At 37.4% G+C, this 23,846-nt stretch carries 31 protein-coding genes and 5 tRNA genes; 6 read left to right on the forward strand and 30 right to left on the reverse strand.

Annotated features, from left to right (window positions below):
- Positions 1-14: 14 nt before the first annotated feature.
- The 24 genes from rplR to NMG63_RS06415 form a co-directional block, all read right to left on the reverse strand.
- The gene (gene rplR / locus NMG63_RS06300; protein ID WP_123171273.1) at positions 15-371 is read right to left on the reverse strand and encodes a 50S ribosomal protein L18; all 357 of its coding nucleotides are present in this window, start codon (positions 369-371) and stop codon (positions 15-17) included.
- 21 nt (positions 372-392) lie between these two features.
- On the reverse strand, positions 393-938 hold the full coding sequence (gene rplF, locus NMG63_RS06305) for a 50S ribosomal protein L6 (RefSeq protein WP_003775214.1): 546 nt from the start codon (positions 936-938) through the stop codon (positions 393-395).
- Positions 939-953: 15 nt separating this feature from the next.
- Positions 954-1,352: a 30S ribosomal protein S8 gene (gene rpsH / locus NMG63_RS06310; protein WP_003775212.1), complete on the reverse strand. Its 399-nt coding sequence runs from the start codon at positions 1,350-1,352 to the stop codon at positions 954-956.
- Positions 1,353-1,373: 21 nt separating this feature from the next.
- Positions 1,374-1,643: a 30S ribosomal protein S14 gene (rpsN, locus tag NMG63_RS06315; protein ID WP_003775210.1), complete on the reverse strand. Its 270-nt coding sequence runs from the start codon at positions 1,641-1,643 to the stop codon at positions 1,374-1,376.
- Entirely contained in the window at positions 1,643-2,188 is a 546-nt protein-coding gene (gene rplE, locus NMG63_RS06320; protein ID WP_003775209.1) for a 50S ribosomal protein L5, read from the reverse strand. The genes rpsN and rplE overlap by 1 nt, the downstream gene beginning before the upstream one ends.
- Positions 2,189-2,202: 14 nt before the next feature.
- Positions 2,203-2,511, reverse strand: coding sequence for a 50S ribosomal protein L24 (gene rplX / locus NMG63_RS06325; RefSeq protein WP_003775207.1), 309 nt, complete (start codon positions 2,509-2,511; stop codon positions 2,203-2,205).
- 9 nt (positions 2,512-2,520) lie between these two features.
- Positions 2,521-2,889, reverse strand: coding sequence for a 50S ribosomal protein L14 (rplN, locus tag NMG63_RS06330; RefSeq protein ID WP_254006710.1), 369 nt, complete (start codon positions 2,887-2,889; stop codon positions 2,521-2,523).
- A gap of 12 nt (positions 2,890-2,901) precedes the next feature.
- On the reverse strand, positions 2,902-3,162 hold the full coding sequence (gene rpsQ / locus NMG63_RS06335) for a 30S ribosomal protein S17 (protein ID WP_003775202.1): 261 nt from the start codon (positions 3,160-3,162) through the stop codon (positions 2,902-2,904).
- A gap of 14 nt (positions 3,163-3,176) precedes the next feature.
- Entirely contained in the window at positions 3,177-3,380 is a 204-nt protein-coding gene (rpmC, locus tag NMG63_RS06340) for a 50S ribosomal protein L29 (protein ID WP_003775201.1), read from the reverse strand.
- Entirely contained in the window at positions 3,377-3,799 is a 423-nt protein-coding gene (gene rplP / locus NMG63_RS06345; RefSeq protein WP_003775199.1) for a 50S ribosomal protein L16, read from the reverse strand. The genes rpmC and rplP overlap by 4 nt, the downstream gene beginning before the upstream one ends.
- A 2-nt stretch (positions 3,800-3,801) precedes the next feature.
- Positions 3,802-4,578 carry a 30S ribosomal protein S3 gene (rpsC, locus tag NMG63_RS06350; RefSeq protein ID WP_003775197.1) on the reverse strand — a complete coding sequence of 259 codons (777 nt, stop codon included), beginning with the start codon at positions 4,576-4,578 and terminating at the stop codon, positions 3,802-3,804.
- A gap of 14 nt (positions 4,579-4,592) precedes the next feature.
- Positions 4,593-4,928, reverse strand: coding sequence for a 50S ribosomal protein L22 (rplV, locus tag NMG63_RS06355; protein WP_003775195.1), 336 nt, complete (start codon positions 4,926-4,928; stop codon positions 4,593-4,595).
- A 1-nt stretch (position 4,929) separates the two neighbouring features.
- Positions 4,930-5,205 (reverse strand): 30S ribosomal protein S19, encoded by a 276-nt coding sequence (gene rpsS, locus NMG63_RS06360; protein WP_003775192.1) that lies wholly within the window; start codon positions 5,203-5,205, stop codon positions 4,930-4,932.
- A 21-nt stretch (positions 5,206-5,226) separates the two neighbouring features.
- On the reverse strand, positions 5,227-6,063 hold the full coding sequence (gene rplB / locus NMG63_RS06365) for a 50S ribosomal protein L2 (RefSeq protein WP_254006711.1): 837 nt from the start codon (positions 6,061-6,063) through the stop codon (positions 5,227-5,229).
- A gap of 80 nt (positions 6,064-6,143) precedes the next feature.
- Complete coding sequence (gene rplW / locus NMG63_RS06370; protein ID WP_003775188.1) at positions 6,144-6,428, reverse strand: 50S ribosomal protein L23; 285 nt, start codon at positions 6,426-6,428, stop codon at positions 6,144-6,146.
- Complete coding sequence (gene rplD, locus NMG63_RS06375; protein WP_003775187.1) at positions 6,428-7,057, reverse strand: 50S ribosomal protein L4; 630 nt, start codon at positions 7,055-7,057, stop codon at positions 6,428-6,430. The genes rplW and rplD overlap by 1 nt, the downstream gene beginning before the upstream one ends.
- Positions 7,050-7,742, reverse strand: a complete 693-nt coding sequence (rplC, locus tag NMG63_RS06380) for a 50S ribosomal protein L3 (RefSeq protein ID WP_254006712.1) — start codon at positions 7,740-7,742, stop codon at positions 7,050-7,052. The genes rplD and rplC overlap by 8 nt, the downstream gene beginning before the upstream one ends.
- Before the next feature lie 15 nt (positions 7,743-7,757).
- Complete coding sequence (gene rpsJ, locus NMG63_RS06385; RefSeq protein ID WP_003775184.1) at positions 7,758-8,069, reverse strand: 30S ribosomal protein S10; 312 nt, start codon at positions 8,067-8,069, stop codon at positions 7,758-7,760.
- 360 nt (positions 8,070-8,429) lie between these two features.
- A complete protein-coding gene (tuf, locus tag NMG63_RS06390; RefSeq protein ID WP_003775179.1) occupies positions 8,430-9,614 on the reverse strand; it encodes an elongation factor Tu in 1,185 nt (394 codons plus the stop codon).
- Between the two features lie 90 nt (positions 9,615-9,704).
- On the reverse strand, positions 9,705-11,771 hold the full coding sequence (fusA, locus tag NMG63_RS06395; protein WP_003775178.1) for an elongation factor G: 2,067 nt from the start codon (positions 11,769-11,771) through the stop codon (positions 9,705-9,707).
- A 30-nt stretch (positions 11,772-11,801) separates the two neighbouring features.
- A complete protein-coding gene (rpsG, locus tag NMG63_RS06400) occupies positions 11,802-12,272 on the reverse strand; it encodes a 30S ribosomal protein S7 (protein WP_003775176.1) in 471 nt (156 codons plus the stop codon).
- A 30-nt stretch (positions 12,273-12,302) separates the two neighbouring features.
- On the reverse strand, positions 12,303-12,722 hold the full coding sequence (gene rpsL / locus NMG63_RS06405; protein ID WP_003775175.1) for a 30S ribosomal protein S12: 420 nt from the start codon (positions 12,720-12,722) through the stop codon (positions 12,303-12,305).
- 216 nt (positions 12,723-12,938) lie between these two features.
- A complete protein-coding gene (gene ytvI / locus NMG63_RS06410) occupies positions 12,939-14,033 on the reverse strand; it encodes a sporulation integral membrane protein YtvI (protein WP_254006713.1) in 1,095 nt (364 codons plus the stop codon).
- A 56-nt stretch (positions 14,034-14,089) separates the two neighbouring features.
- Positions 14,090-14,611, reverse strand: coding sequence for a thermonuclease family protein (locus tag NMG63_RS06415; protein WP_254006714.1), 522 nt, complete (start codon positions 14,609-14,611; stop codon positions 14,090-14,092).
- Positions 14,612-14,731: 120 nt separating this feature from the next.
- Between NMG63_RS06415 and NMG63_RS06420 the strand changes: the two genes are divergently transcribed.
- The 6 genes from NMG63_RS06420 to NMG63_RS06445 all read left to right on the forward strand — a co-directional run bounded on the left by NMG63_RS06420 (position 14,732) and on the right by NMG63_RS06445 (position 16,231).
- Positions 14,732-14,822: transfer RNA gene (locus tag NMG63_RS06420), tRNA-Ser, on the forward strand.
- A gap of 29 nt (positions 14,823-14,851) precedes the next feature.
- Positions 14,852-14,927, forward strand: a tRNA-Asp gene (locus NMG63_RS06425).
- A gap of 7 nt (positions 14,928-14,934) precedes the next feature.
- A tRNA-Gly gene (locus tag NMG63_RS06430) sits at positions 14,935-15,008 on the forward strand.
- Between the two features lie 245 nt (positions 15,009-15,253).
- Positions 15,254-15,329 (forward strand) — tRNA-Asp (locus NMG63_RS06435).
- Positions 15,330-15,332: 3 nt separating this feature from the next.
- Positions 15,333-15,406, forward strand: a tRNA-Gly gene (locus NMG63_RS06440).
- Between the two features lie 108 nt (positions 15,407-15,514).
- A complete protein-coding gene (locus NMG63_RS06445) occupies positions 15,515-16,231 on the forward strand; it encodes a hypothetical protein (protein WP_254006715.1) in 717 nt (238 codons plus the stop codon).
- Positions 16,232-16,241: 10 nt separating this feature from the next.
- On the opposite strand, the gene NMG63_RS06450 is transcribed toward NMG63_RS06445, so the two are convergent.
- The 6 genes from NMG63_RS06450 to NMG63_RS06475 all read right to left on the reverse strand — a co-directional run bounded on the left by NMG63_RS06450 (position 16,242) and on the right by NMG63_RS06475 (position 23,765).
- Complete coding sequence (locus NMG63_RS06450) at positions 16,242-18,251, reverse strand: ABC transporter permease (RefSeq protein WP_254006716.1); 2,010 nt, start codon at positions 18,249-18,251, stop codon at positions 16,242-16,244.
- A gap of 84 nt (positions 18,252-18,335) precedes the next feature.
- Positions 18,336-18,734, reverse strand: a complete 399-nt coding sequence (locus tag NMG63_RS06455; protein WP_254006717.1) for a GyrI-like domain-containing protein — start codon at positions 18,732-18,734, stop codon at positions 18,336-18,338.
- A 63-nt stretch (positions 18,735-18,797) separates the two neighbouring features.
- On the reverse strand, positions 18,798-20,747 hold the full coding sequence (locus NMG63_RS06460; protein ID WP_254006718.1) for an FtsX-like permease family protein: 1,950 nt from the start codon (positions 20,745-20,747) through the stop codon (positions 18,798-18,800).
- An 11-nt stretch (positions 20,748-20,758) separates the two neighbouring features.
- On the reverse strand, positions 20,759-20,932 hold the full coding sequence (locus tag NMG63_RS06465; RefSeq protein WP_254006719.1) for a translation initiation factor IF-2: 174 nt from the start codon (positions 20,930-20,932) through the stop codon (positions 20,759-20,761).
- Between the two features lie 114 nt (positions 20,933-21,046).
- The gene (locus tag NMG63_RS06470) at positions 21,047-23,008 is read right to left on the reverse strand and encodes an FtsX-like permease family protein (RefSeq protein WP_254006720.1); all 1,962 of its coding nucleotides are present in this window, start codon (positions 23,006-23,008) and stop codon (positions 21,047-21,049) included.
- The gene (locus NMG63_RS06475; RefSeq protein WP_254006721.1) at positions 22,998-23,765 is read right to left on the reverse strand and encodes an ABC transporter ATP-binding protein; all 768 of its coding nucleotides are present in this window, start codon (positions 23,763-23,765) and stop codon (positions 22,998-23,000) included. The genes NMG63_RS06470 and NMG63_RS06475 overlap by 11 nt, the downstream gene beginning before the upstream one ends.
- Positions 23,766-23,846 lie beyond the last annotated feature (81 nt).

Consider the following 23,846-nt stretch of genomic DNA (forward strand, 5'->3'; position numbering starts at 1 on the left):
CATGTTCCTCCTTATTAAAACTCTAGTCCAGCTTCTCGAGCTGCCTCTGCTAATGCTTTAACACGTCCATGATAAATATAACCACCACGGTCAAACACTACAGATTTAATTCCATTTTCTAATGCTAATTTAGCTACAGCGTTACCAACTTGCGCTGCTGCCTCAATATTACCGCCATTTGCGAGTTTCATTTGTACCGATCCTGCTGATACTAATGTGTTACCTGTAACATCATCAATAACTTGTGCAGAAATGTTTCCATTTGATCGATACACGCTAAGACGTGGGCGTTCTTGCGTTCCACTGACTTTACGACGAACTCGAGCATGACGACGAACTCGTTCTTGATTTCTTGATAATTTTTTTGCCATCGTTCAAATTCTCCTTTCCCACTATTTCTTAGCTGCTGTTTTACCCTCTTTGCGACGGATAACTTCATTCTTGTATTTAATACCTTTACCGAGATATGGTTCAGGTTTACGAGTAGCACGAATGTTTGCTGCCCATTCTCCAACGCGTTGCTTATCAACACCTGTGATGTTAATAGCTGTTGCGCTAGGTACTTCGATATCTACACCATCTTCTAGTTCAAACTCGATTGGATGTGAGTATCCAACATTCAAGACTAACTTGTTATCTGACTTAGATGCACGATACCCGATACCAACTAATTCTAGAGATTTAGTGAATCCTTCACTTACTCCAGTAATCATGTTAGCGATTAGTGATCGTGTAGTACCATGTAATTGTTTAACTTTTTTTGAATCATTCGGGCGTTTAACGTTAATTTCGCTTCCGTTGATTTCGATTTCGTAAAGCTCACTGAACTGACGTGTTAAAGTTCCCTTAGGACCTTTTACTGTCACCTCATTGCCAGCTTTTAATTCGACTTCAACGCCTGCCGGAATGGTAATCGTTTTATTTCCGATACGTGACATTTAGTGTCTCCTCTCTTACCAAACGTAAGCTAAGACTTCGCCACCAACATGTTTAGCGCGAGCTTGCTTGTCTGTTAGCATACCTTCTGAAGTTGAAATGATTGCAATTCCAAGTCCGTTAAGAACACGTGGAACTTCATTTGTCTTCGCGTATACGCGTTTACCAGGTTTTGAAATTCGTTTTAACCCGCTAATTACTCGTTCGTTGTTAGGACCATATTTAAGAACAATTGTAATTGTCTTCTTGATTCCTTCACCACTAACTAGGTAGTCGCGGATAAAACCTTCTTCTTTCAAAATTCTAGCGATTTCTGTTTTTTCTTTACTTGCTGGAATTTCAACTACATCGTGTTTTGCTTGAATAGCATTACGAACACGTGTAAGTAAATCAGCGATTGGATCTGTTACATACATCTGAAAAGCTCCTCCTTTATACTACCAGCTTGCCTTTTTAACGCCTGGAATTTGCCCTTTATGAGCAGCTTCGCGGAAGCGAATACGAGACATACCGTATTTACGTAAGTATCCGTGAGGGCGTCCGTCAACCATATCGCGGTTGTGAAGACGTACAGGTGATGCATTACGAGGAAGTTTTTGAAGTCCTTCGTAGTCACCTTTGGCTTTTAGTTCAGCACGTTTTTCTGCGTAGCGATCTACGATCTCTTGACGTTGTTTTTCACGAGCGATTTTTGATTTCTTAGCCATTAGTTACCCTCCTTTTTAAATGGCATGCCTAACATTGAAAGTAAAGCATAACCTTCTTTATCTGTTTTAGCTGTAGTAACGATAGTAATATCCATACCACGAACTTTATTAACTTTGTCAAAATCGATTTCTGGGAAAATTAATTGTTCTTTAACACCCATAGTATAGTTACCACGTCCGTCAAATGATCCACCGTTAATACCACGGAAGTCACGTACACGAGGAAGAGCAACTTTGATAAGTTTTTCTAAGAAGTCATACATTTTTTGACCACGAAGTGTAACTTTACATCCAATAGGCATATCTTCACGTAATTTGAAGTTAGCAATTGATTTCTTAGCTCTTGTGATAACTGGTTTTTGACCAGTAATAATTTCTAAATCAGCAACAGCATCATCTAAGAATTTTGTGTTGTTGATTGCTTCACCAACACCCATGTTAACTACGATTTTTTCGAGTTTAGGTGTTTGCATTACTGAAGTATAGTTAAATTCTTCAACTAATTTAGCAACTACTTCATTTTTGTATTGTTCTTTTAAGTTCATTTAGCTATACCTCCTTATTTTACTGCTGCGCCTGATTTTTTATAGACGCGAACTTTTTTACCTTTTTCTTCTGTGTAAGCTACACGGCTTGGAGCTTTCGCTTTAGCATCGTATAACATTACGTTTGAAACATGAATCCATGCTTCTTGTTCAATAATACCACCCTCTGGGTTCATTTGGCTTGGTTTCATGTGTTTTTTAATTAAATTAACACCTTCAACCTTAACTTTGTCATGTTTAGGTGAAACTTCAATGACATCACCAATGGTGCCCTTGTATGAGCCTGTAATTACTTGAACATTATCTCCACGTTTGATTCTCATAAAAGCCTCCTATAACACTTCCGGTGCTAATGATACGATTTTCATGAAATTATATTCACGAAGCTCGCGAGCTACCGGTCCAAAAATACGAGTTCCGCGAGGAGTCATATCATCTTTTAAGATAACAACTGCGTTATCATCAAAATTAATGTATGATCCATTTTCACGACGTACACCGTATTTAGTACGAACTACTACCGCTTTAACGACATCACCTTTTTTAACTGTTCCACCAGGAATAGCATGTTTAACCGTACCAACAACAATGTCTCCAATGCTTGCTGAACGACGACGGCTACCACCTAGGCAACGAATTACTAAGATTTCCTTAGCACCAGTGTTGTCAGCGACTTTACATCTTGATTCATTTTGTATCATCTTGACAACCTCCTACAATACTTCGGCTTTTTCAACTAATTTAGTAACGCGGCAGAATTTAGTTGCTGATAATGGACGAGTTTCCATAATTTCAACAATATCTCCAACTTTGATTTCATTAGTTTCATCATGAGCCTTGAATTTTTTTGAATAGTTTACACGTTTTCCATACAATGGATGACGTTTTGACGTTTTTACTTCTACTACTACCGTTTTATCCATTGCATCAGATACAACAGTACCACGGTAAACTTTGCGCTTGTTTCTTTCCATCGCGTTGTGTCCTCCTACTTATTGTCACTAAGCTCGCGCTCAGTGATCACTGTCTTAATCCGAGCAATCGTTTTACGGATTTCTCTTAATCGAGCAGGATTTTCAAGTTGACCAATTGCTTGTTGGAAACGTAAATCAAATAACTCTTCCTTTAAAGCATCAATTTCAACTAATAAATCAGCGTCATTTTTTTCACGGATTTCTTTTACTGTTGTCATACTTGTTCCTCCTCTCCCTTTTTAACAAATCGAGTTTTAACTGCTAGTTTGTGTGAAGCTAAGCGGAACGCTTCGCGTGCTACTTCTTCAGGTACTCCAGCGATTTCAAACATTACTCGACCTGGCTTAACAACTGCAACCCAACCTTCAGGTGCACCTTTACCAGAACCCATTCGAACTTCTAATGGTTTTTTAGTGATTGCTAAGTGAGGGAAGATTTTAATCCAAACTTTCCCACCACGTTTCATATAACGAGTCATTGCAATACGAGCAGATTCGATTTGACGGTTACTTACATAGTTTCCTGATTCAGCAACCAAACCGTATTCTCCAAAAGCAACAGTACGTCCAGCTTTTGAACGTCCCTCGTATGAAAGACGATGTGGTTTTCTATATTTTGTACGTTTTGGCATTAACATAACTAGTTACCTCCTTGCTCGTCTTTTGATGCAGCTGAAGCTGCTGGTTTAGCATTACGTGGGTTGTTGTTTGGACGACGGTCGTTACGACGACGACGTGGTCGATCAAACTTACCACCCTTAGGTGCTTCAGGTTCTTGAACCTTTTGACCTGGTAATACTTCACCGCGGCAGATCCAAACTTTAACACCTAAGATACCAAATTGAGTATTAGCTTCATAGTGTGCGTAGTCAATGTCTGAACGAAGTGTATGAAGAGGAACGATTCCCTCTGAATATCCTTCTGAACGAGCCATATCTGCTCCACCTAAACGGCCTGAAACGGCAGTTTTGATTCCTTTAGCACCTGCGCGCATTGTACGTTGAATTGTACGTTTTTGAGCAGTTCTAAATGATGCACGTTGTTCTAATTGCTCAGCAATGTTACGAGCAACTAAATGAGCATCTAAATCTGGGTTAGCAACTTCTAACACTTTAATGTTAACTGTGTTGCCTTCTGAGATTTTTGCAATATCTTTTTTAACTTTTTCAATATTTGCACCATTAACTCCAATAACAACTCCTGGGCGAGCTGTACGGATAATGATGTCAACACGATTCTTTGATCGTTCGATTTCTACGCGTGATACATATGCATCTTTAAGATTTTTGAAAATATAGTCACGAATTAATTTATCTTCGTGTAATAAATTTGCGAAATCTTTTTCAGCATACCAACGTGATTCCCAATCACGAATGACACCAACGCGCATACCGATCGGATGTACTTTTTGTCCCATTGTCTGTCCTCCCTTTAGGCGCGTTCCGAAACCACAACAGTGATGTGGCTTGTACGCTTCATGATTGGCGCTGCAGAACCTTTAGCTCTAGGTCTGAAACGCTTCATTGTTACACCTTCATCAGCATAGCATGCTGAGATGTAAAGTTTTTCTTCATCTAATTGATGATTGTTTGTTGCATTTGCAATTGCTGAGTCTAAGACTTTAGCGATTACTTTTGAAGCAGAATTAGGTGTATATCTTAAGATAGCTGCTGCATGATCAACATCAAGTCCACGAATTTCATCTAGAACAAGACGTGCTTTACGTGGAGTAACACGAACTGTTTTAACTATTGCTTTTACTTCCATATTAACGACCCGCCTTCTTGTCAGCTGCGTGACCTGTATAACGACGTGTTGGTACGAACTCACCTAATTTATGTCCTACCATGTCTTCAGTAACAAACACTGGAACGTGTTCCTTACCATTATGCACCGCAAACGTATGCTCAACGAATTGAGGGAAAATAGTTGAACGGCGTGACCATGTTTTAATTACTTCTTTTTTGCTTTCTGCATTTAGTTTTTCAACTTTGTTCATTAAATGAAGATCACAAAATGGTCCTTTTTTTAAACTACGACTCATATCTTTCTTCCTTCCTTTCGTCTACTTATCATTGCGTCGACGTACAATTAACTTAGTCGATGCTTTTTTATCTCTACGAGTTTTAACACCCATAGCTTTTTTACCCCAAGGTGTCATAGGTGACTTACGTCCGATTGGAGTACGTCCTTCCCCACCACCATGAGGGTGATCAACAGGGTTCATTGCAGAACCACGTACAGTTGGGCGAATACCCATGTGACGTTTACGTCCAGCTTTACCAATGTTAACTAATGAATGTTCTGAGTTTCCAACTTCACCGATTGTTGCACGGCATGTTGATAAAATCTTACGAACTTCACCAGATGCTAATTGAACAGTAACATGTTTTTCTTCAACACCAAGAACTTGAGCTGATGTTCCAGCTGAACGCACTAATTGTGCACCACGTCCTGGTTTTAATTCAATATTATGTACTAATGTACCTTCAGGCATTTGACCTAATTCTTTAGCGTTACCAACTTTAATATCAGCTGATGCACCACTATAAATTACGTCGCCTACTTTTAGTCCTTTAGGAGCTAAAATATAACGTTTTTCCCCATCAGCGTAGCTTAATAAAGCGATATTTGCTGAACGGTTTGGATCATATTCGATTGTTGCAACTTTTGCTGGAATATCATCTTTGTTACGTTTAAAGTCAATAATACGGTATTGACGTTTATGTCCACCACCGATGTGACGAGTTGTAATACGACCTGTATTACCACGTCCACCAGTTTTACTTAGTGGAGCTACTAATGAACGTTCTGGTTTAACATTTTTAGTTAACTGTTCGTTAGCTAAAGTTGTCATCCCGCGACGTCCAGGAGTAGTTGGCTTATAATGTTTAATTGCCATGTAATAATTCCTCCCTACGCAAGTTATCCGGAAATAGCGTAATTCTTCCGATAAGTTTTATTGATTAAAGAACTTTATGATTAAAGAACTTCGATTTTTGAACCTTCAGCAAGTTTCACGATTGCTTTGCGAACTGCTTTAGTTTGTCCTTCGTAACGTCCTACACGTTTTTTACGTGGTAAAACGTTGATAACGTTGATTTTTTCAACTTTAACATTGAAAATTTCTTCGATAGCTTGACGAATTTCGATTTTGTTTGATCCTTTAGCTACTTCAAAAGTAACTTTGTTATCATTTTGTTGCATCGCTACTGTTTTCTCAGTAATAATTGGACGAACAATAATATCTCTAGGGTTACGTTTCATTATGCAAGCACCTCCCCAGCTTCGATAGCTGCTTTTTCAGTGAATACAATTTGATCGCAATTTACGATATCGTAAACGTTTAAACCTTGAACATCTAACATCATTGTGTTTGATAGGTTACGCATTGATAAGTAAGCATTGTCAATATTTTCTTCAGCTGAAACAACAAATAGAGTTTTCTTGTTTAATTTAAGTGCATCCATCACTGCGATGAATTCTTTTGTCTTAACGTTTTCAACTGTTAGGTTTTCAACTACTGACATTTCTGAATCCATAACTTTTTGTGATAATGCTGAACGTAAAGCTAAACGACGAACCTTACGGTTAAGGCTGTATTTGTAGCTTCTTGGAGTAGGTCCGAAAACAACTCCACCACCACGCCATTGAGGAGAACGGATTGACCCTTGACGAGCACGACCTGTTCCTTTTTGACGCCATGGTTTACGTCCACCACCGCGAACCTCTGTACGGTTCTTAGTTTTGTGTGTACCTTGACGAAGTGAAGCTTGTTGCATAACAACTGCTTCAAAGATTGTTTGATTATTTGGTTCAATTCCAAATACTGCTTCGTTTAACTCAAGTTCACGAAGACTCTTGCCTTCAAGGTTTAAAATATCTAACTTAGGCATTTTCGGAATCCTCCTTAACTGCAAAGTCAACTAATTCAACTGGATCTTTTGATTTAACGCGTTTAACTGTTGATTTAACAATTACGAAACCTTTTTTAGGTCCAGGAATGTTTCCTTTAATTAATAGATAGTTACTTTCTGTATCAACTTTGATAACTTCTAATTTTTGATTTGTTGTAGTGTATCCACCATGTTGTCCTGGTAAAATACGTCCTTTTTTAATTACAGCAGGGTTTAATCCACCTGTTGCAAGTGAACCAACTCCACGGTGAAATCCTGAACCGTGAGCTTTAGGTCCGATTTTTTGGTTCGCACGAACGATTGAACCTTGGAAACCATGTCCACGTGATGTTCCTGTTACGTCAACATATTCCCCTACGCTGAATAAATCAGCTTTAATTTCTGCGCCAACCTCGAAATCCATCATTTCTGAGCCAGCAATTTCACGAACAAATTTCTTTGGAGCAGTGCTTGCTTTAGCAGCGTGAGCAATCTCAGATTTGTTTGCACGTTGTTCCTTCACATCGAAGGCACCTAATTGAACTGCTTCATAATTGTCTGATTCCATTGTTTTCTTTTGAAGAACAACGTTTGGCAATACTTCGACAACACTAACTGGAATTAATTTTCCGTCAGTTGTGAAGACTTGTGTCATTCCTAATTTACGTCCTAGTAATCCTTTCATGATAACTCCTCTCTACTAAAGTTTGATCTCGATATCAACACCGCTTGGTAGATCTAAACGACTTAATGCGTCGATAGTTTCTGCCGTTGGGCCAACAATTTCAATCAATCTCTTGTGAGTTCTTGATTCAAATTGTTCACGAGAATCCTTATTAACGTGTACTGATCGTAAGATTGTTACGATTTGTTTTTCTGTTGGTAATGGAACTGGTCCTACTACCTTTTGTGCGCCGTGATCGTTAGCAGCTTGAACAATTTTTTGTGCAGCACTATCAATAGTGCGGTGTTCATAAGCTTTTAGACGAATACGAATAAAATTCTTTGCCATGGAAATTCCTCCTTCTACTGTCTATTTCCAATAGACCTGCTCTGTACAAATTCCCCGGCTTCTCACTGACCATGACAACGCTATTCAGTGTGCCGGCAACCTTGCACTTCTATGCAGTCGCTTTAGTATTATACACTATCTATCTATAAATTCAAGGTCTTTTATAGTATTATTTTAAAAATTTTTATTTGTTTATTTTATCGATATAAGAAGCCTTTAAATCAAGCATTTCATGGCTTTAGTTGATCCGCATTTAAAACAAATTACAGCTACTATTGAACAATAATAATTTAAGTTCTCAAATTATGATTTCTCATAAAAAAACCTCTACAATGTAGAGGTTAGTTTGTTAAAAATAGATTATTTAACGATTTCTGTAACGTTACCAGCACCAACAGTACGTCCACCCTCACGAATTGAGAATGTTGTACCTTGCTCTACAGCGATTGGAGCGATAAGTTCTACAGTCATTTCTACGTTATCACCAGGCATAACCATATCAACACCTTCAGGTAATTGAATTGTTCCAGTTACGTCTGTTGTACGGAAGTAGAATTGAGGACGGTAGTTGTTAACAAATGGAGTATGACGTCCACCTTCTTCTTTGCTTAAGATATAAACTTGAGCTTTGAAGATTTTGTGAGGAGTTACTGAACCTGGTTTAGCAAGAACTTGTCCACGTTCGATTTGCTCACGGTTAACACCACGTAGAAGTGCTCCAACGTTGTCACCAGCCATAGCTGAATCTAACATTTTGTGGAACATTTCGATACCTGTTACAACAGTTTTTGATGTAGGGTGAATACCAACGATTTCAACTTCTTCGTTAAGTTTTAATTCTCCACGTTCTACACGTCCTGTAGCAACTGTACCACGACCTGAGATTGTAAATACGTCTTCGATTGACATTAAGAATGGTTTGTCTGTATCACGAACTGGTTCTGGTACATTAGCGTCGATAGCATCCATGAGTTCAATAATTTTTTCTTCCCAGTTTGCTTCGCCTTCTAATGCTTTAAGAGCTGATCCGCGGATAACTGGACAGTTATCTCCGTCGTAATCGTTTTCTGATAGTAATTCACGAACTTCCATTTCAACTAAGTCGATTAACTCTTCGTCATCAACCATGTCGCATTTGTTCAAGAATACTACGAAGTAAGGAACACCTAATTGTTTTGCAAGTAGGATGTGCTCACGAGTTTGTGGCATTGGACCATCTGTTGCTGAAACAACTAAGATAGCACCATCCATTTGTGCAGCACCTGTGATCATGTTTTTAACGTAGTCAGCGTGACCTGGACAGTCAACGTGTGCGTAGTGACGTGCTTCTGTTTCGTATTCAACGTGTGAAGTTGAGATTGTGATTCCACGTTCTCTTTCTTCAGGCGCTTTATCGATTTGGTCGTAAGCTTGAGCAGCCCCGCCACCTTTTTTAGCTAATACGTTTGTAATAGCAGCTGTTAATGTAGTTTTACCATGGTCAACGTGTCCTAATGTACCAACGTTAACATGGGGTTTGGAACGATCAAATTTTTCTTTTGACATGTGCAATTTTCCTCCTATGTATAAAATATTGCCTATCAACTATATATTAAGATAATCTTCATATAAAATCAATACGTAAATATCAACTGGTTATTTTTTCTTTTTAGCAACTGTTTCTGCAATGCTCTTTGGCACTTCTTCGTAGTGATCAAATTGCATTGATGAGTTACCGCGACCTTGTGTAAATGAACGAAGGTCAGTTGTATATCCAGACATGTTTGAAAGTGGAACCCAAGCCTTAACGATAACTGCGTTACCGCGTTCTTCTTGATCACGAATTTGTCCACGACGTCCTGAGATATCTCCCATAACTGCTCCCAAGTATTCACTTGGTGCTGTGATTTCAACATTCATAATTGGTTCTAACAATACTGGGTTACATTTTTTAGCAGCTTCTTTGAAAGCCATGCTAGCAGCGATTTTATAAGCCATTTCTGAGGAGTCAACATCATGTGATGATCCATCGAATAATGTAGCTTTGATATCAATTGCAGGGTATCCAGCAATTAAACCATTTTGAAGTGCAGCTGTAAGCCCTTCTTGTGCTGGTTTGATAAATTCACGAGGAACTGTTCCACCAACAACTTTATCAACCCATTCAAAACCTTTACCTGGATTTGGTTCAAATTTGATCCAAACGTGTCCATATTGTCCACGACCACCAGATTGACGAACGAATTTACCTTCACAGTCTGCTGCACTACGAATTGTTTCGCGGTAAGCAACTTGTGGGGCTCCTACGTTAGCTTCAACTTTGAATTCACGTTTCATACGATCAACAAGAATGTCTAAGTGTAACTCACCCATTCCGGCAATGATTGTTTGTCCTGTTTCATCATCAGTATATGTTTTAAATGTTGGATCTTCTTCAGCTAATTTAGCTAAAGCAAGTCCCATTTTATCTTGGTCACCTTTTGATTTTGGTTCAACGGCAACGTTGATAACTGGTTCTGGGAAGACCATTGATTCAAGAATGATTTCTTTCTTTTCATCACAAAGTGTATCCCCTGTACCTGTAACTTTAAGACCAACAGCAGCAGCGATTTCACCAGCATAAACATTTTCGATCTCTTCACGGTGGTTAGCATGCATTTGCATGATACGACCGAAACGTTCACGTTTACGTTTTACTGAGTTATATACTGGTCCACCTGATGTTGCAACACCTGAATACACACGGAAGTATGTAAGACGTCCAACAAATGGGTCAGTCATAACTTTGAATGCTAAAGCTGAGAATGGTGCTTCATCACTTGCTTCACGAACAGCTTCTTCACCATTTGGTAAAGTACCATTTACAGCTGGAATATCAACTGGTGAAGGTAAGTAATCGATAACTGCATCAAGCATCGCGATAACACCTTTATTCTTATAAGCAGCACCACAAAGTACTGGGAAGAATTCACCACTGATTACAGCTTTACGGATAGCAGTCTTGATTTGTTCAACCGTAGGTTCAACACCTTCAAGGATAAGCATCATAAAGTCTTCATCAAAATCAGAGATTTGTTCAAACAACACTTCACGAGCTTCAGCTACTTGAGCTTTAAACTCTTCAGGAATTTCAACAATATCATCTGTTTTTTGTGATACGTCAGCAAACATATGTGCTTCTTGCTCAACGATATCAATTAGACCATCGAAATAGTCTTCAACCCCAATAGGGATTTGGATTGGTGCTGATTTAGCTCCTAAACGATCAACAATAGTTTTTGCTGACATGTAGAAGTCTGCACCGGTTGCGTCCATTTTATTAATGAACACGATACGAGGTACGTTATATTTTGTAGCTTGACGCCAAACAGTTTCTGTTTGAGGTTCAACACCTGATTTAGCATCAAGTACTGTAACCGCACCATCAAGAACACGTAATGAACGTTCAACCTCAACAGTAAAGTCAACGTGACCAGGAGTATCAATAATGTTTACACGGTGGCCCTTCCAAGCAGCAGTTGTAGCAGCGGATGTGATTGTAATACCACGTTCTTGCTCCTGCGCCATCCAGTCCATCGTTGCAGCACCATCATGAGTTTCCCCGATCTTATGTGTACGACCTGTATAATAGAGAATACGTTCTGTTGTAGTTGTTTTACCAGCATCGATGTGAGCCATGATACCGATATTACGCATTTTATCTAATGAAAATTCTCTTGCCATAAGATGTAAGTCTCCTTTTCTACGTTAATCTTACCAACGGTAGTGTGCGAATGCTTTATTGGCTTCAGCCATTTTATGCACATCGTCACGTTTCTTAACTGAAGCACCTACACCATTTGATGCATCGATGATTTCAGCAGCTAAGCGTTCTTCCATTGTTTTTTCTCCACGTGAACGTGAATATTGAACAATCCAACGAAGTCCAAGTGTCAATCGACGTTCTTGAGTTACTTCAATAGGGATTTGGATGTTTGATCCACCAACTCGGCGAGCTTTAAGTTCTAAGACAGGTAATACGTTGTCTAAAGCTTCCTCAAATACTTCCATTGGTTGGCGACCTGTTTTTTCTTCAATAATTGCAAAAGCGTTATAAAGAATTGATTGTGCTAAACCTTTTTTACCATCAATCATGATTCTGTTGATTAAACGTGTTACTAATTTTGAATTATAAATTGGATCAGCAACTACGTCGCGCTTTGGAACATGTCCTTTTCTAGGCATTTAATTCACTCCTCTCATTTTTGATGTTAATTAATCTTCTTGTCTTGGTTTTTTAGTACCGTATAGTGAACGGCTTTGACGACGGTCAGTTACACCAGCACAGTCCATTGTTCCACGAACGATGTGGTAACGAACCCCAGGTAAGTCTTTTACACGACCACCACGAATAAGAACAACACTATGTTCTTGTAAGTTGTGACCGATTCCTGGAATATAAGCCGTAACTTCCATACCATTACTCAAACGAACACGTGCATATTTACGTAATGCTGAGTTAGGTTTCTTAGGTGTCATTGTACCAACACGTGTACATACTCCACGTTTTTGTGGACTATTTACTTTTGTTGTTTGACGTTTAATCGTATTTAAACTACGACCTAATGCCGGTGATTTCGATTTGTAAACGCGTTTTGTACGACCTTTTTGAATCAATTGGTTAATTGTAGGCATTAATTTTCTCCCTTCTTAAATTTCTATGCACACAGTACCATGTGTGCCATAACTCACATATTAATTAGGTTTCCACGAGAGAAACCCAGTATTAATTCATAAGCCTTTACATTTTATCACACTAATCGTGCTTGTCAACATATTAAACAAAAAAAATATAAAAATCGAGAGAGTCGATGAAACGTCTCTCTCAATTCCATTTATGATATGTTTTAATTAAGCTATTTCGCTCGATTCATCTGCTCTACGGAAAATATTAATTTTACCTTCATCGTGCAGTGTTTTTAGTATAGTTGCAGATATAGGAAGCGCAAATAAACCGATGAAACCAAACATCTTTAGTCCTACATATATAAGGATAAGCGTTGCTAGTGGGTGGAGTCCTATTTGATCCCCTACAATCTTCGGCTCTAAAATATTCCGAATTACAGTGATAACAATGTAAGTAATCATGAGTCCGATACCTAACGGAGTGTTACCCATAATGAGCTCAATAATAAACCACGGAATCATAACCGTTCCGGTTCCTAGAACTGGAAGGATGTCAATGATCGCCACCATAAAAGCCAAACCAATAGGATTATGGATACCAAGAATAAAGAACGCAAATGACAGCTCCACAAATGTCAGCGACATCAATTTAGCATAGGCTCTTAAATATTTACCGAGAACAGAAATCAGCCCATCTTTAATATCCAAGATCAAAGTTCTTTGTTTTAAAGGAATCATCCCCATTACACTGCTAACAATTCCTTGGTAATCCAACGTGAAGAAGAACGACGAAATAATAGCAATTAATATTGATATCAAAACGCTTGGAATTGAAGAAATAAGTCGTGTAATGAAATTAATCGTTCCCCCTGAAATCCCTTTAAAAATCCCATCAATGCTTTGAACTACAGAGCGACCAATAGATTCAATGATCTCAATGACATCCGGATCAAGATTAACGACGGCACCCTCTACCCAAACAATGACAGATTCAATTGCGGGAGAAAGCGTTGCCTGATAGAAGCTTGGAACAGCTTTCGCAAAATTTTGAATACCAGCAATAACCGCTACCAAAATCCAAAATATAGCCGCTGCTAACAATATATAGAAAAGAATAACTACTAATAATGAAGAACCTTTTTGATTTCCAATTTTCTTTGTGAGTTTAGATATAACCGGCTTCAATAAGAATGCGATCACAAAACCAATAATAAAAGGCATCAAGTATTTCGTTGAAAATTTAAGGACCAATGCTGCAAGACTAAAACTTATTGCAAAATACAAAATATTAATTATAAAATTTTTACGTTTTTCAATCATAACTTCCTCCATCTATAGTTTATTTTAATGATTTCAAGATTCAATGTCTACCTTTATCATTTCCATATACCCACTTTTTGTTTCTTAGCATTTGCCTGTAAACGATTTAATTTATCTACATGAAGGTAATCACCATAGATATATTTAACCTTAGCAAATCCTCCGGAAACTAAGAGTTCCTGTAAAAGTGCATCATCAACGTATACCCAGGCTATAACACGACCGTATTTATCAAACTTATCAGCCTCGGGATCATACTCAAGTTCGATTTTTTTTGCATTTTTTAAATGTTCACACGTAAATGAGCTCGCTTCCTCTGCAAAAAATTGAGGATTGTATTGATCATTCTGACGCAGCTCTGGCGTATCTACAGCAATAAAACGGACTTTCTCTTTTTTACCACCAATGTTTAGTTGTGCTGTATCCCCATCAATACACTTGTGAAGTGTAACGTGTTCCATATTTGAATTACTCTGCGGCTTCGCAAATTCAGATAGAAGAAATATTATTACCAAAATGACTAAAACAGTGATTTTAAGTAACATATTCGCGGTGTTTTGTTTAATTTTATTGTTCATAGACACATTATACCCTAAACAATGTTAAATATTAAAAAAAACAATAAAATCCTATTGCCTAAGACCTATTGTTGTGATAATATGAATGAGCACTCAAAGAAGAGAGCAAGAAACAAACTTGGAGATGTACTCAAGTGGCTGAAGAGGTGCCCCTGCTAAGGGTATAGGTCGGGTAACTGGCGCGGGAGTTCAAATCTCCCCATCTCCGCCATTATTTTGTTTCTCATATATAAAAAAAATGGTCCAGTGGTGTAGCGGTTAACATGCCTGCCTGTCACGCAGGAGATCGCGGGTTCGATTCCCGTCTGGACCGCCATTTTTTTGCAGGTGTAGTTCAATGGTAGAACACGACCTTGCCAAGGTTGAGGCGGGGGTTCAATTCCCCTCACCTGCTCCAAAATATAAATTATTAAGAACAGCATTGTTCTTTTTTTTATATCTTCCCTCAATTCAATAGACTTCTAATTGAATTGAGATTCCTTTTACCGTCATTTTTCAGGCTTTGTGTTGACTGTAAGGTTGCATTCTATAGCTGATTTAGAGCCAAACAAAAAAAACTAGTTTATGTTGTAAAAAAGGCTTGGAATAAGATTTTATCTATGGTAATATATATGAGCGTTAAGGGATTAACGTTTTGCAAATGGTCCAGTGGTGTAGCGGTTAACATGCCTGCCTGTCACGCAGGAGATCGCGGGTTCGATTCCCGTCTGGACCGCCATTTGCAGGTGTAGTTCAATGGTAGAACACGACCTTGCCAAGGTTGAGGCGGGGGTTCAATTCCCCTCACCTGCTCCAAATAATTAATTTAACTCTATAAGTTCGCTTATAGAGTTTTTTATTTTTAAAATCAAAGATTGGATTTAGAATAATATACGTTATAATGCTTTTATAGGAGGATTGTTTATGACCGCATCGATATATATTTTGAATATAATGGACAGTTACCAAATTGTTGTCGCAATCATCAGTCTTTCCGGTGTTTTACTTAGTTCTTTATTTGGATACATCAGTTCGTATCTTGGAAGAAAACAATCTGCCGATACCGAATTAAAGAAAATAAAAGAAAACCATCAGAAACAGATTGATCAGGAGAAGAAACTTGAAAAAGATACTAAACTTCGAATTGTATTACAAGAATTAACAGAAGGTTACTACGCTTTAAACTACGATCAATCCATTCCCGGTACGTATTTCAATACATCGGAAGGACAGGAAATCTTTAACCGTGTAATGTCTTTTATCACAGCATATGGTGATGAGCAATCCGTACAAACAACTATATACCTTCAAAAAGCAATCTTTGGAAGTCATCTTTTGAGTACCTATTATGATCGCTTATCAGAATACGTACAAGACGACTTAACTTACACCATCGATTGGATACGCTATGAAACAAACGCACTTACATCGATATTAATTGCTCAACTTCGATATGATATCAGTACTGAATTACTGAATCCAAAAGATCTTATGATGGTAAAATATAACAATGATAATCCCGTTCTCAGAGATTTCTTCGAATCCGGCGTAGACCTATTTATTGAGATGCTTCAACTTGAACACTTCTATCCATATATTGAAAAGCATACTGCTTTAAAAGAAAAAACATATTCTAATTGAATATGTTTTTTTAATTACGATGAGGTCGAATGATTCGTTTACTATTCATATAGGTGATTACAAAATAAATCAGGTAAAACAGAAAAACAATCGCGACCGTTGAAATGCTTAATACATTCGATGGATAACCTAAGTTGATAAGATTTAAATTTCGCTCTACCGCAATCAATCCAATAACTGTATGAACCAAGGCAACACCCAGTGGCATAAAGAAATATAAAGCTGTTTGTTTTAGAAGAGCACGATTTATCATGTTTGATGAAACCCCAATCTTCCGAAGGGTTTCATAGCGTGCTTGGTTATCACTGGCTTCTGATAATTGTTGGAGCGCTAAGATAACAAGACTTACGATTAAGAGTACCATCCCAACATATAGTCCCACAGCAGCAATGATAATTTCAGTACCCATTCCCGTAAGTCCTGAATTATATCTGGAAAGAATATCGGTAGCATAGTATTCTGTTGGATCATCCTTTTGTTTTAGATTTACTTGTTCTACAATCCTTTCAATCTCTGCCTCTGATGAATTCAAGAGATTACCACTCACTATCGTTTTGATAAAAATATCAGGCCAAGTGGCCTTGATATGATTGAAGTCTTGATCATTAACCACCAAGATCGGGTATCCATTCGATTGATTGGAAATGATTACAAAATTTTCTTTATCATAAGGTTGTAATCGAAATTCTTGATTATCAAAAATTAATGGCTTGCGATAATCAAGGATATCGACCAAAGGTGTGCGCATCGTAACAAGGCTGTTGTAATCCGGTTGAAAGTAAAGTTGATTCTGATCGAGCTTGAGTACCGGTTTCTTATGAAAGGTACGGACTTTATTATAGTCACTAAGTGTGACAAGTGCTAAGGGTTCTCTTAATGGCTCTATATCCTCCTCTATATCCCCTGACGGCACGAGTATATCTGTACTAAATGACTCGGAGCGATAGAGGTTAACTTGAAATCCTTCTTCAAAATATTCATCCAAACCCAAATCAGCTTTATAATTTTTTGAAACGCCTAAATCATCATACATATAAGTGAGTGTTAGGTCATAAGGGACGGTTTCTTCCGCGGAAATTGAAATTCGTTTATTGAGATTTAATCCTGTGGCTAAGATTGTGATTCCAAACAACAAGGTAATCGACACTACCGCCATCACACGATAAGTCGAACGAATTTTATTCGAAACCTGACGCATCACGAACATGTTTAAGTTTGTGTAGTATCGTGCACGCCCTAGGCGTACAATACGCTCCACAAACCCTGCCAAAGATTTAAATAAAAGTATCGTCGCGAAGATTCCGATCCCTACTATAATTGGCATAAAGAAAATCAGTTGACCTGCTTTAAGCACCCACAAATAATCAAAAATTAAGATAGCTAGCGCACTGATTAACTGAAATAAGGTCCATCCCACAGAACCCTTTGGCATCATTTCTTGTGTTCTATGAGCATTAAACAATTCATTTAACGTAATTTTATGTAATTTCCGCTGATTTAAAAACATAATAAGTATGAAAATACCACTAAAACAATAAATAGTTCGCCGCGCACCATTGATCGAAAAGATAAACTGATAATGAATCGGAACAGCCAATATCGTTCCCATCATCACCCCTGTAATCTGCGATAAAATATAACCAGTGAAAAGACCCATAAAAAGAGCAGCAAGCCCAATCAAAAATGTTTCCGACATAAGTATTAACGACATTTTAAAACGAGACATTCCTAAAAGCATATAGAGTCCAAACTCTTGTTTACGTCTTCCAATAATAAAATTATTTGCGTACACAATAAGAAACGCAAATATCACCACAACTATCACTGAAATGACATTTAGAGCCTCTGATACAAGTTTAAAGGTACGTCCCATTTGATTTGTGAGTTCCAAGATTACAGCTTGATCTTCAAACGATCCAAAAATATAAAAAAGAGCTACAGAAAACGCCAATGTCACAAAGTACACGGTGTAATCTTTATAACTCTTTCTTACATTTTTGAATGCCATTTTAATAATCATCGATGCAACTCCTTTATCGTATTTTATCACACTTTGGTAAACAAGCACCTTACATTCTCGTAATAAAAAAGAATAACATAAAAGTTATTCTACGGCGATAAAAATATCAATACGACCATCCTCATAATATTTTTCAAAATCAATTGTATAAGCACGGTTTAATTTCCCTGATGTCTCCAACGACCAAATTAATTTCCACGTATTCAGAATACCGAAATCATCTGTTATATCAACAGGAAATACTTGATAATCATTGCGATCATCCACAACCAATAATTCACTCGTTTGTTCATATTCTGTCGCAAGTCCAAGTGAATACAATCCTTTATAGTCTGTCTTGTAATCCGTGTAAACTGCATATTTTGCTGCATCATAATGTGGTAATGATGTGTTAAACCGCTCCCACATTGAAGCAAGTTTTTGTTCAAACTCTGGATCATCAAGACTATTTGTACGAATATCTTCTCTTATAAATAAATTCATGGAAAGCTCCTTTTATACTACAACTATAATACAACATTCTATAAAAAAAACTAGATGATTTCTCTAGTTTCCTTTAATAATTGACTTACTTCCAAAATAGGTTGCGCTAAAGTAGATTAAATAGATTGCCATTACACCAAAACATGTTAAGCATGTAGGGACAATACTACTTGCTTTTAACCCTGCTAAGTCTAAGTTTACATTCACAGCGCGAATGCCCACCCAAGCATGAATTGCTGCCAGTAAGAGTGGTATAAAAAAGTATAGTGCAACTTGTTTAAAGATTGATTGATTTATCATCTTGGAATCAGTACCCAGTTTGGAAAGAACTCTGTAGCGCGCCTGATTATCGTTCGCCTCTGAAAGTTGTTGGAGGGCAAGAATAACACCACTACTAATCAAAAAGACAACACCCAGGTAAAGTCCCATAAAGGTAAATACCAATTCAATCCCCAATAACATCTCAAAAAGTTCTTCCGAACTAACGCTTATGATATCATTTTGATCATACCCAAGTTCCAAAAGTTTCTGTTCAATTGATGTTTGAACCACTGCACTCTGATCTGCATTGATGTTATAAATTGTAGTCATCGTAACCGGGTTTGTTTGAGCTGATTGTATTTTCTGTAGTGTTTCTGTACTCATAAACAAGATAATATCATTGAAGTCGCCATTTCTTACACTCATATCCGTAATGTTTTGATCGTCAATCACATCCAAAACTTCATTCCCTAAGCTGATCAATCTCGTGTTGGATTTATAATCTTTGTAATTATGTTTTAAACCATAAGGGTAGACTGTTTGGTTCTTAAGAGCAATCGTAGGTAAACCATGAAGTTCACGCATTGTATTGTAGTCATTAAGATCCGCTAAATAAAGACGCGGTGTTTGTTCGTTTTTACCAACCTCAACGATATTTTGTAAAACTTCCACCGTATATTCTGAATTATAGATGTTCATGGATACCAAAGCGTCGGCTTTTTGTTGACCGAGAAATGTCTCAACGTCACGATCACGATTGCTTGTTGAATATGGAATCATCAAAGTGTAATCAAAAGGCGTATTACGCTTTACCTGTTCATCCATAACCGAATTTAAATTAAATCCTGTCGCAAGTGTTGCAATACCAAACAGAAGTAAGAGACTAACCACCGCCATCATTTTGTAGGTGGTATTCACTTTTGAGGCAACTTGTCGAAATACAAATACGTTTAAATTCTTAAAATAGATACGTTGATTCATTTGCATAAACTTAAGCATAAATCCAGAAAGTGCTTTAAAAACGATAAAAGTAGCGAATGAACCCAAAGCAATTATAAAGGGCATGAATAGTACGAGATGAATGGGTACTAATGCCCACTTATATGCAAGAACGAGAAGCACGATACCAATGATAAATAGTATTATCGGATGTTTGTTTTCGGTGGTTTCATTTACGCGTTCTGCTTGAAACAGTTCAATAACTTTGTGTTTTCGAACTACTTTACCATTGAATAATAAAACAATAATAAAGATTGCGGAAAAGCTCAGGATTGTTTTAATTGTTGCTTTAATAGAAAAAATAAAATGATAGTTTACATTTGCCTTCAAAAGTCGCGCACTCGCGATCGCGGTAAGTTGTGACCCAACATATCCTAGAATCAATCCTGATAATAATGAGATAACACCAATATAAAGTGTTTCATACGTTAAAATTTTAGAAATTGTTTTTTTAGGCATTCCGAGTAATGTATACAGGCCCAGTTCTTTTTGACGACGACGAATGAGAAACTGATTTGCATAAAGAATTAAAAATGCAAAAACGACTGAAATGATTGCCGACATCACGTTCATGGTGGTCACCAATGCTTGAACAGCTTGACCTTGGCCCGATGTCATTTTTAAAATAGATGATTGTTGTTCAAACGAACCAAATATATAGAATAAGGCTACCGAGAAGGTGAGCGTAATAAAATATACAGAGTAATCTTTGTAACTTTTCTTAACATTTCTAAGTGCTATTTTTAAATACATAGAGGTCTCCTTTATAACGTAATAATCGTTGTAATCACAAAACTTGATAAAGCTTGTCCGATTGCTTGTTCCTCTGCACTCATTTCGGAAAGCATGGGTTTGTTTTGCGTCTTTTCATCGTGTTCTCTTCGTTTATCATTTCTGATTTCATAACTTCTTATCATAGTTTTTAAGTGTGTTTTCATATACATTCTCCTTGTTGTATTTAGTATAGATTGAATCCGAATTTTGAACCATCGAATCTTCTTACACTAAACTTACAACATTGTCATATAAAAAAAACACACCGTAAGGTGTGTTTAATCTTCAAGGGTAATGACTTTACTTGAGACACAGGTAATGATGAAATATACAAGATACATTACAATAATTGCACTGGTTGTGAGTATTGCAGGCATCATGGTATCGGGTGCGAGTCCTGCAAGATTCAAGTTCACATTCATCGCCTTAATACCGACATAGGCGTGAATTAACGCAATGATAAGCGGTAAAAAGAAGTATATTGAAATTTGTTTAAGAATAGAGTTCTTAATGAGTTTGGAATCTGCTCCAAGTTTTGAAAGTACACGATAACGTGCTTGATTGTCACTGGCTTCTGAAAGTTGTTGGAGGGCTAAGACAACCACACTACTCAACAAGAAGACAAGTCCTAAGTAAAGTCCAACATAAGTAAATAATAGTTCTGTTCCATTCATGGATTCTTTCACTTCATCAGAACTTATGATGGAATGGTACAATCCCAAAGATTTTCCTTCGAGACTGTCTTGAATCGTAGAAACAAGTACATTCTGTGCTCCATCAACATCGATGTTATACACAAATGTGTTTTGATTCCACGCATCGTTTGAGATCATCTGTGATTTCAAAGTTGGAAGGTAGGAATCATTTACTACAAAAAGTGCACCATGAATCATGGATCCATTCGCAACTCTTACAGGTTTAACATCATGATTTGCTTGAAGATTGAACGATTCACCAAGCACTTCAATCGATTTTAGTTTCACTAAGTCGGTGTTTTGTAAACCTGCCGTTGGCGCTTTTTGGAAAAAGATTTCTTGTTCTGATAGATCAATTGGTTCAAACCCTTCATGCATCCGTAATGCATTAAAATCAGACTGTGTCATAAAGAGAATGCGTTGATTACGATAAATATCTTCATGCATTCCCATAGCCTCTGCTTCAAGTCCAAGATCATAAATCGATGCAGAGACATGATTTTTAAGCCCCACAACATCTTCAAATAAACTTGAGTAATCTTGACCTTCAGATCCCGAAACAACAACACTGACATCATATCCAGTTGCTTTCTCAACTTCATTGCCGAGAACATAATTTAAATTGAATGCCGTCGCAAGGGCACCGATTGCGATCAAGAGCATGAGGGTAATTACTGACATCATTTTGTATGTCGAACTAATTTTCGCACTTACCTGACGAAAAACAAAACTGTTTAAACCCTTGTTGTAGCGTTTTTGATTTATCTGCATAAACTTAAGCATAAACCCAGAAAAAGAAAGGAACAACATAAAGGTTCCCAACGCTCCTGTCACAAGGACTAAGGGAAGCAAACGAATCAGTTCTAAAGGTTTTAATGCAAGTTTGTAAGCATATCCAATAAGCACACATGCCAGGATAAAGATTACAACACTCATCCAAGTTTTGCGCACTTTAAGCGTCTCATTTTGACGCTTCGAACGTAGAAGATCGATTAACTTGTACTTATTCAAGATCACGCCGTTAAAAATCATTACAACGATAAAAATCATCATAAAGCATAATATTGTTTTAAACGTGGCGGACATGGAAAATACAAAATGATATTGTGTTGAAACACTTAAAACCTTAGCACTCAAAAGCGTTGTAATTTGTGATAAGGCAAGACCCAAGAGTAATCCTGATCCTAATGAGAACACACCGATATAAAGCGTTTCATAGATGAGTATGCGAGATATATAACGTTTGGGCATACCTAATAAAGTATAGACACCCAATTCCTGATGACGACGCTTAATTAAAAAATGATTCGCGTAAAGAATTAGGAAGGCAAACACAACCGCAGCAACAATCGACATCGCATTCATAATACGAATTAATGCTTCAACCATCGATCCTTGCGATGTACTTAAATTCATAATCGAAGCCTGTGCTCCAAAGGAAGAAAAAACGTAGAAAAGAGATACCGAGAAGGTTAAAGTAATGAAATAGATAAAGAAATCTCGATAGCTCTTCTTAACATTACGAAGCGCGAGTTTAGAGTACATTAGCGGAATCGCCTCCAAGTAAGGTTACAACGTCAATAATCTTATCAAAAAATTCTTTACGACTATCATTTCCTCGTACCAATTCATTAAAGATTTTTCCGTCTTTGATGAAAAGAATGCGTTTCGCATAACTTGCACTGAAGGCATCATGGGTTACCATCATGATTGTTGCTTGTTCTTGTTCGTTTAATTCTTGAAGTTTCTCAAGCAACATACGACTTGATTTTGAGTCTAATGCTCCTGTCGGTTCATCCGCTAAAACAAGACTTGGGTTAGTGATTAATGCACGGGCCGAAGCGACACGTTGTTGTTGTCCACCTGACATTTGATATGGAAATTTTTGAAGAACCTCTTCGATATCCAAAAGACGGGCAACACTTTGAATGCGTTGATCAATTTCTTTATGATTTATATTTTGAATTGTGAGCGCTAAAGCTATATTCTCATATGCAGTCAGTGTATCCAGTAAATTAAAATCTTGGAAGATAAAACCAAGTTGTTCACGTCGGAATCGTTGTAAGTGATCTTTCTTAAGTTTTGTAATATTTTGACCATTCACACCAATGGTACCGCTGGTCACCGAGTCAATTGTGGAAATGCAATTAAGAAGCGTCGTTTTACCAGAACCTGATGGTCCCATAATTCCTACAAACTCCCCTTTTTCAATTGTGAATGAGACACCATCAAGTGCCTTGGTAATATTTCCTTTTTTACCGTAGTATTTTTCGATATTGTTTACATCTAGTATTGTTGTCATAAGCAACCTCCTACAATTAGTCTAAAGAATTCTTGATGGTACTACCATTCATTATCATTACAGTTTTATGACATTATTGTC

The organism is Erysipelothrix amsterdamensis, assembly GCF_940143175.1.
Classification (GTDB): Bacteria; Bacillota_I; Bacilli_A; order Erysipelotrichales; family Erysipelotrichaceae; genus Erysipelothrix; species Erysipelothrix amsterdamensis.

Bases quoted from the DNA above. Each gene is read 5' to 3' on its own strand.
- rplE (WP_003775209.1), bottom strand. From the start codon at position 2,188: ATGAACTTAAAAGAACAATACAAAAATGAAGTAGTTGCTAAATTAGTT.
- rplV (WP_003775195.1), bottom strand. From the start codon at position 4,928: ATGGAAGTAAAAGCAATAGTTAAAACAGTTCGTGTTACTCCACGTAAA.
- rpsN (WP_003775210.1), bottom strand. From the start codon at position 1,643: ATGGCTAAGAAATCAAAAATCGCTCGTGAAAAACAACGTCAAGAGATC.
- NMG63_RS06445 (WP_254006715.1), top strand. From the start codon at position 15,515: ATGACCGCATCGATATATATTTTGAATATAATGGACAGTTACCAAATT.
- NMG63_RS06455 (WP_254006717.1), bottom strand. From the start codon at position 18,734: ATGAATTTATTTATAAGAGAAGATATTCGTACAAATAGTCTTGATGAT.
- rpsC (WP_003775197.1), bottom strand. From the start codon at position 4,578: ATGGGACAAAAAGTACATCCGATCGGTATGCGCGTTGGTGTCATTCGT.
- rplW (WP_003775188.1), bottom strand. From the start codon at position 6,428: ATGAAACGTAACCCTAGAGATATTATTGTTCGTCCAATTATTACTGAG.
- NMG63_RS06470 (WP_254006720.1), bottom strand. From the start codon at position 23,008: ATGTACTCTAAACTCGCGCTTCGTAATGTTAAGAAGAGCTATCGAGAT.
- rpsQ (WP_003775202.1), bottom strand. From the start codon at position 3,162: ATGGAAAGAAACAAGCGCAAAGTTTACCGTGGTACTGTTGTATCTGAT.
- rplF (WP_003775214.1), bottom strand. From the start codon at position 938: ATGTCACGTATCGGAAATAAAACGATTACCATTCCGGCAGGCGTTGAA.
- NMG63_RS06450 (WP_254006716.1), bottom strand. From the start codon at position 18,251: ATGATTATTAAAATGGCATTCAAAAATGTAAGAAAGAGTTATAAAGAT.
- rplC (WP_254006712.1), bottom strand. From the start codon at position 7,742: ATGAAAGGATTACTAGGACGTAAATTAGGAATGACACAAGTCTTCACA.
- tuf (WP_003775179.1), bottom strand. From the start codon at position 9,614: ATGTCAAAAGAAAAATTTGATCGTTCCAAACCCCATGTTAACGTTGGT.
- NMG63_RS06460 (WP_254006718.1), bottom strand. From the start codon at position 20,747: ATGTATTTAAAAATAGCACTTAGAAATGTTAAGAAAAGTTACAAAGAT.
- rplN (WP_254006710.1), bottom strand. From the start codon at position 2,889: ATGATACAAAATGAATCAAGATGTAAAGTCGCTGACAACACTGGTGCT.
- NMG63_RS06415 (WP_254006714.1), bottom strand. From the start codon at position 14,611: ATGAACAATAAAATTAAACAAAACACCGCGAATATGTTACTTAAAATC.
- rplD (WP_003775187.1), bottom strand. From the start codon at position 7,057: ATGCCTAAGTTAGATATTTTAAACCTTGAAGGCAAGAGTCTTCGTGAA.
- rplX (WP_003775207.1), bottom strand. From the start codon at position 2,511: ATGAGAATCAAACGTGGAGATAATGTTCAAGTAATTACAGGCTCATAC.
- rplR (WP_123171273.1), bottom strand. From the start codon at position 371: ATGGCAAAAAAATTATCAAGAAATCAAGAACGAGTTCGTCGTCATGCT.
- rpsG (WP_003775176.1), bottom strand. From the start codon at position 12,272: ATGCCTAGAAAAGGACATGTTCCAAAGCGCGACGTAGTTGCTGATCCA.
- rpsJ (WP_003775184.1), bottom strand. From the start codon at position 8,069: ATGGCAAAGAATTTTATTCGTATTCGTCTAAAAGCTTATGAACACCGC.
- rpsL (WP_003775175.1), bottom strand. From the start codon at position 12,722: ATGCCTACAATTAACCAATTGATTCAAAAAGGTCGTACAAAACGCGTT.
- rpmC (WP_003775201.1), bottom strand. From the start codon at position 3,380: ATGACAACAGTAAAAGAAATCCGTGAAAAAAATGACGCTGATTTATTA.
- rpsS (WP_003775192.1), bottom strand. From the start codon at position 5,205: ATGAGTCGTAGTTTAAAAAAAGGACCATTTTGTGATCTTCATTTAATG.
- ytvI (WP_254006713.1), bottom strand. From the start codon at position 14,033: ATGATTGAAAAACGTAAAAATTTTATAATTAATATTTTGTATTTTGCA.
- rpsH (WP_003775212.1), bottom strand. From the start codon at position 1,352: ATGTATGTAACAGATCCAATCGCTGATTTACTTACACGTGTTCGTAAT.
- NMG63_RS06475 (WP_254006721.1), bottom strand. From the start codon at position 23,765: ATGACAACAATACTAGATGTAAACAATATCGAAAAATACTACGGTAAA.
- rplP (WP_003775199.1), bottom strand. From the start codon at position 3,799: ATGTTAATGCCAAAACGTACAAAATATAGAAAACCACATCGTCTTTCA.
- fusA (WP_003775178.1), bottom strand. From the start codon at position 11,771: ATGGCAAGAGAATTTTCATTAGATAAAATGCGTAATATCGGTATCATG.
- NMG63_RS06465 (WP_254006719.1), bottom strand. From the start codon at position 20,932: ATGAAAACACACTTAAAAACTATGATAAGAAGTTATGAAATCAGAAAT.
- rplB (WP_254006711.1), bottom strand. From the start codon at position 6,063: ATGGCAATTAAACATTATAAGCCAACTACTCCTGGACGTCGCGGGATG.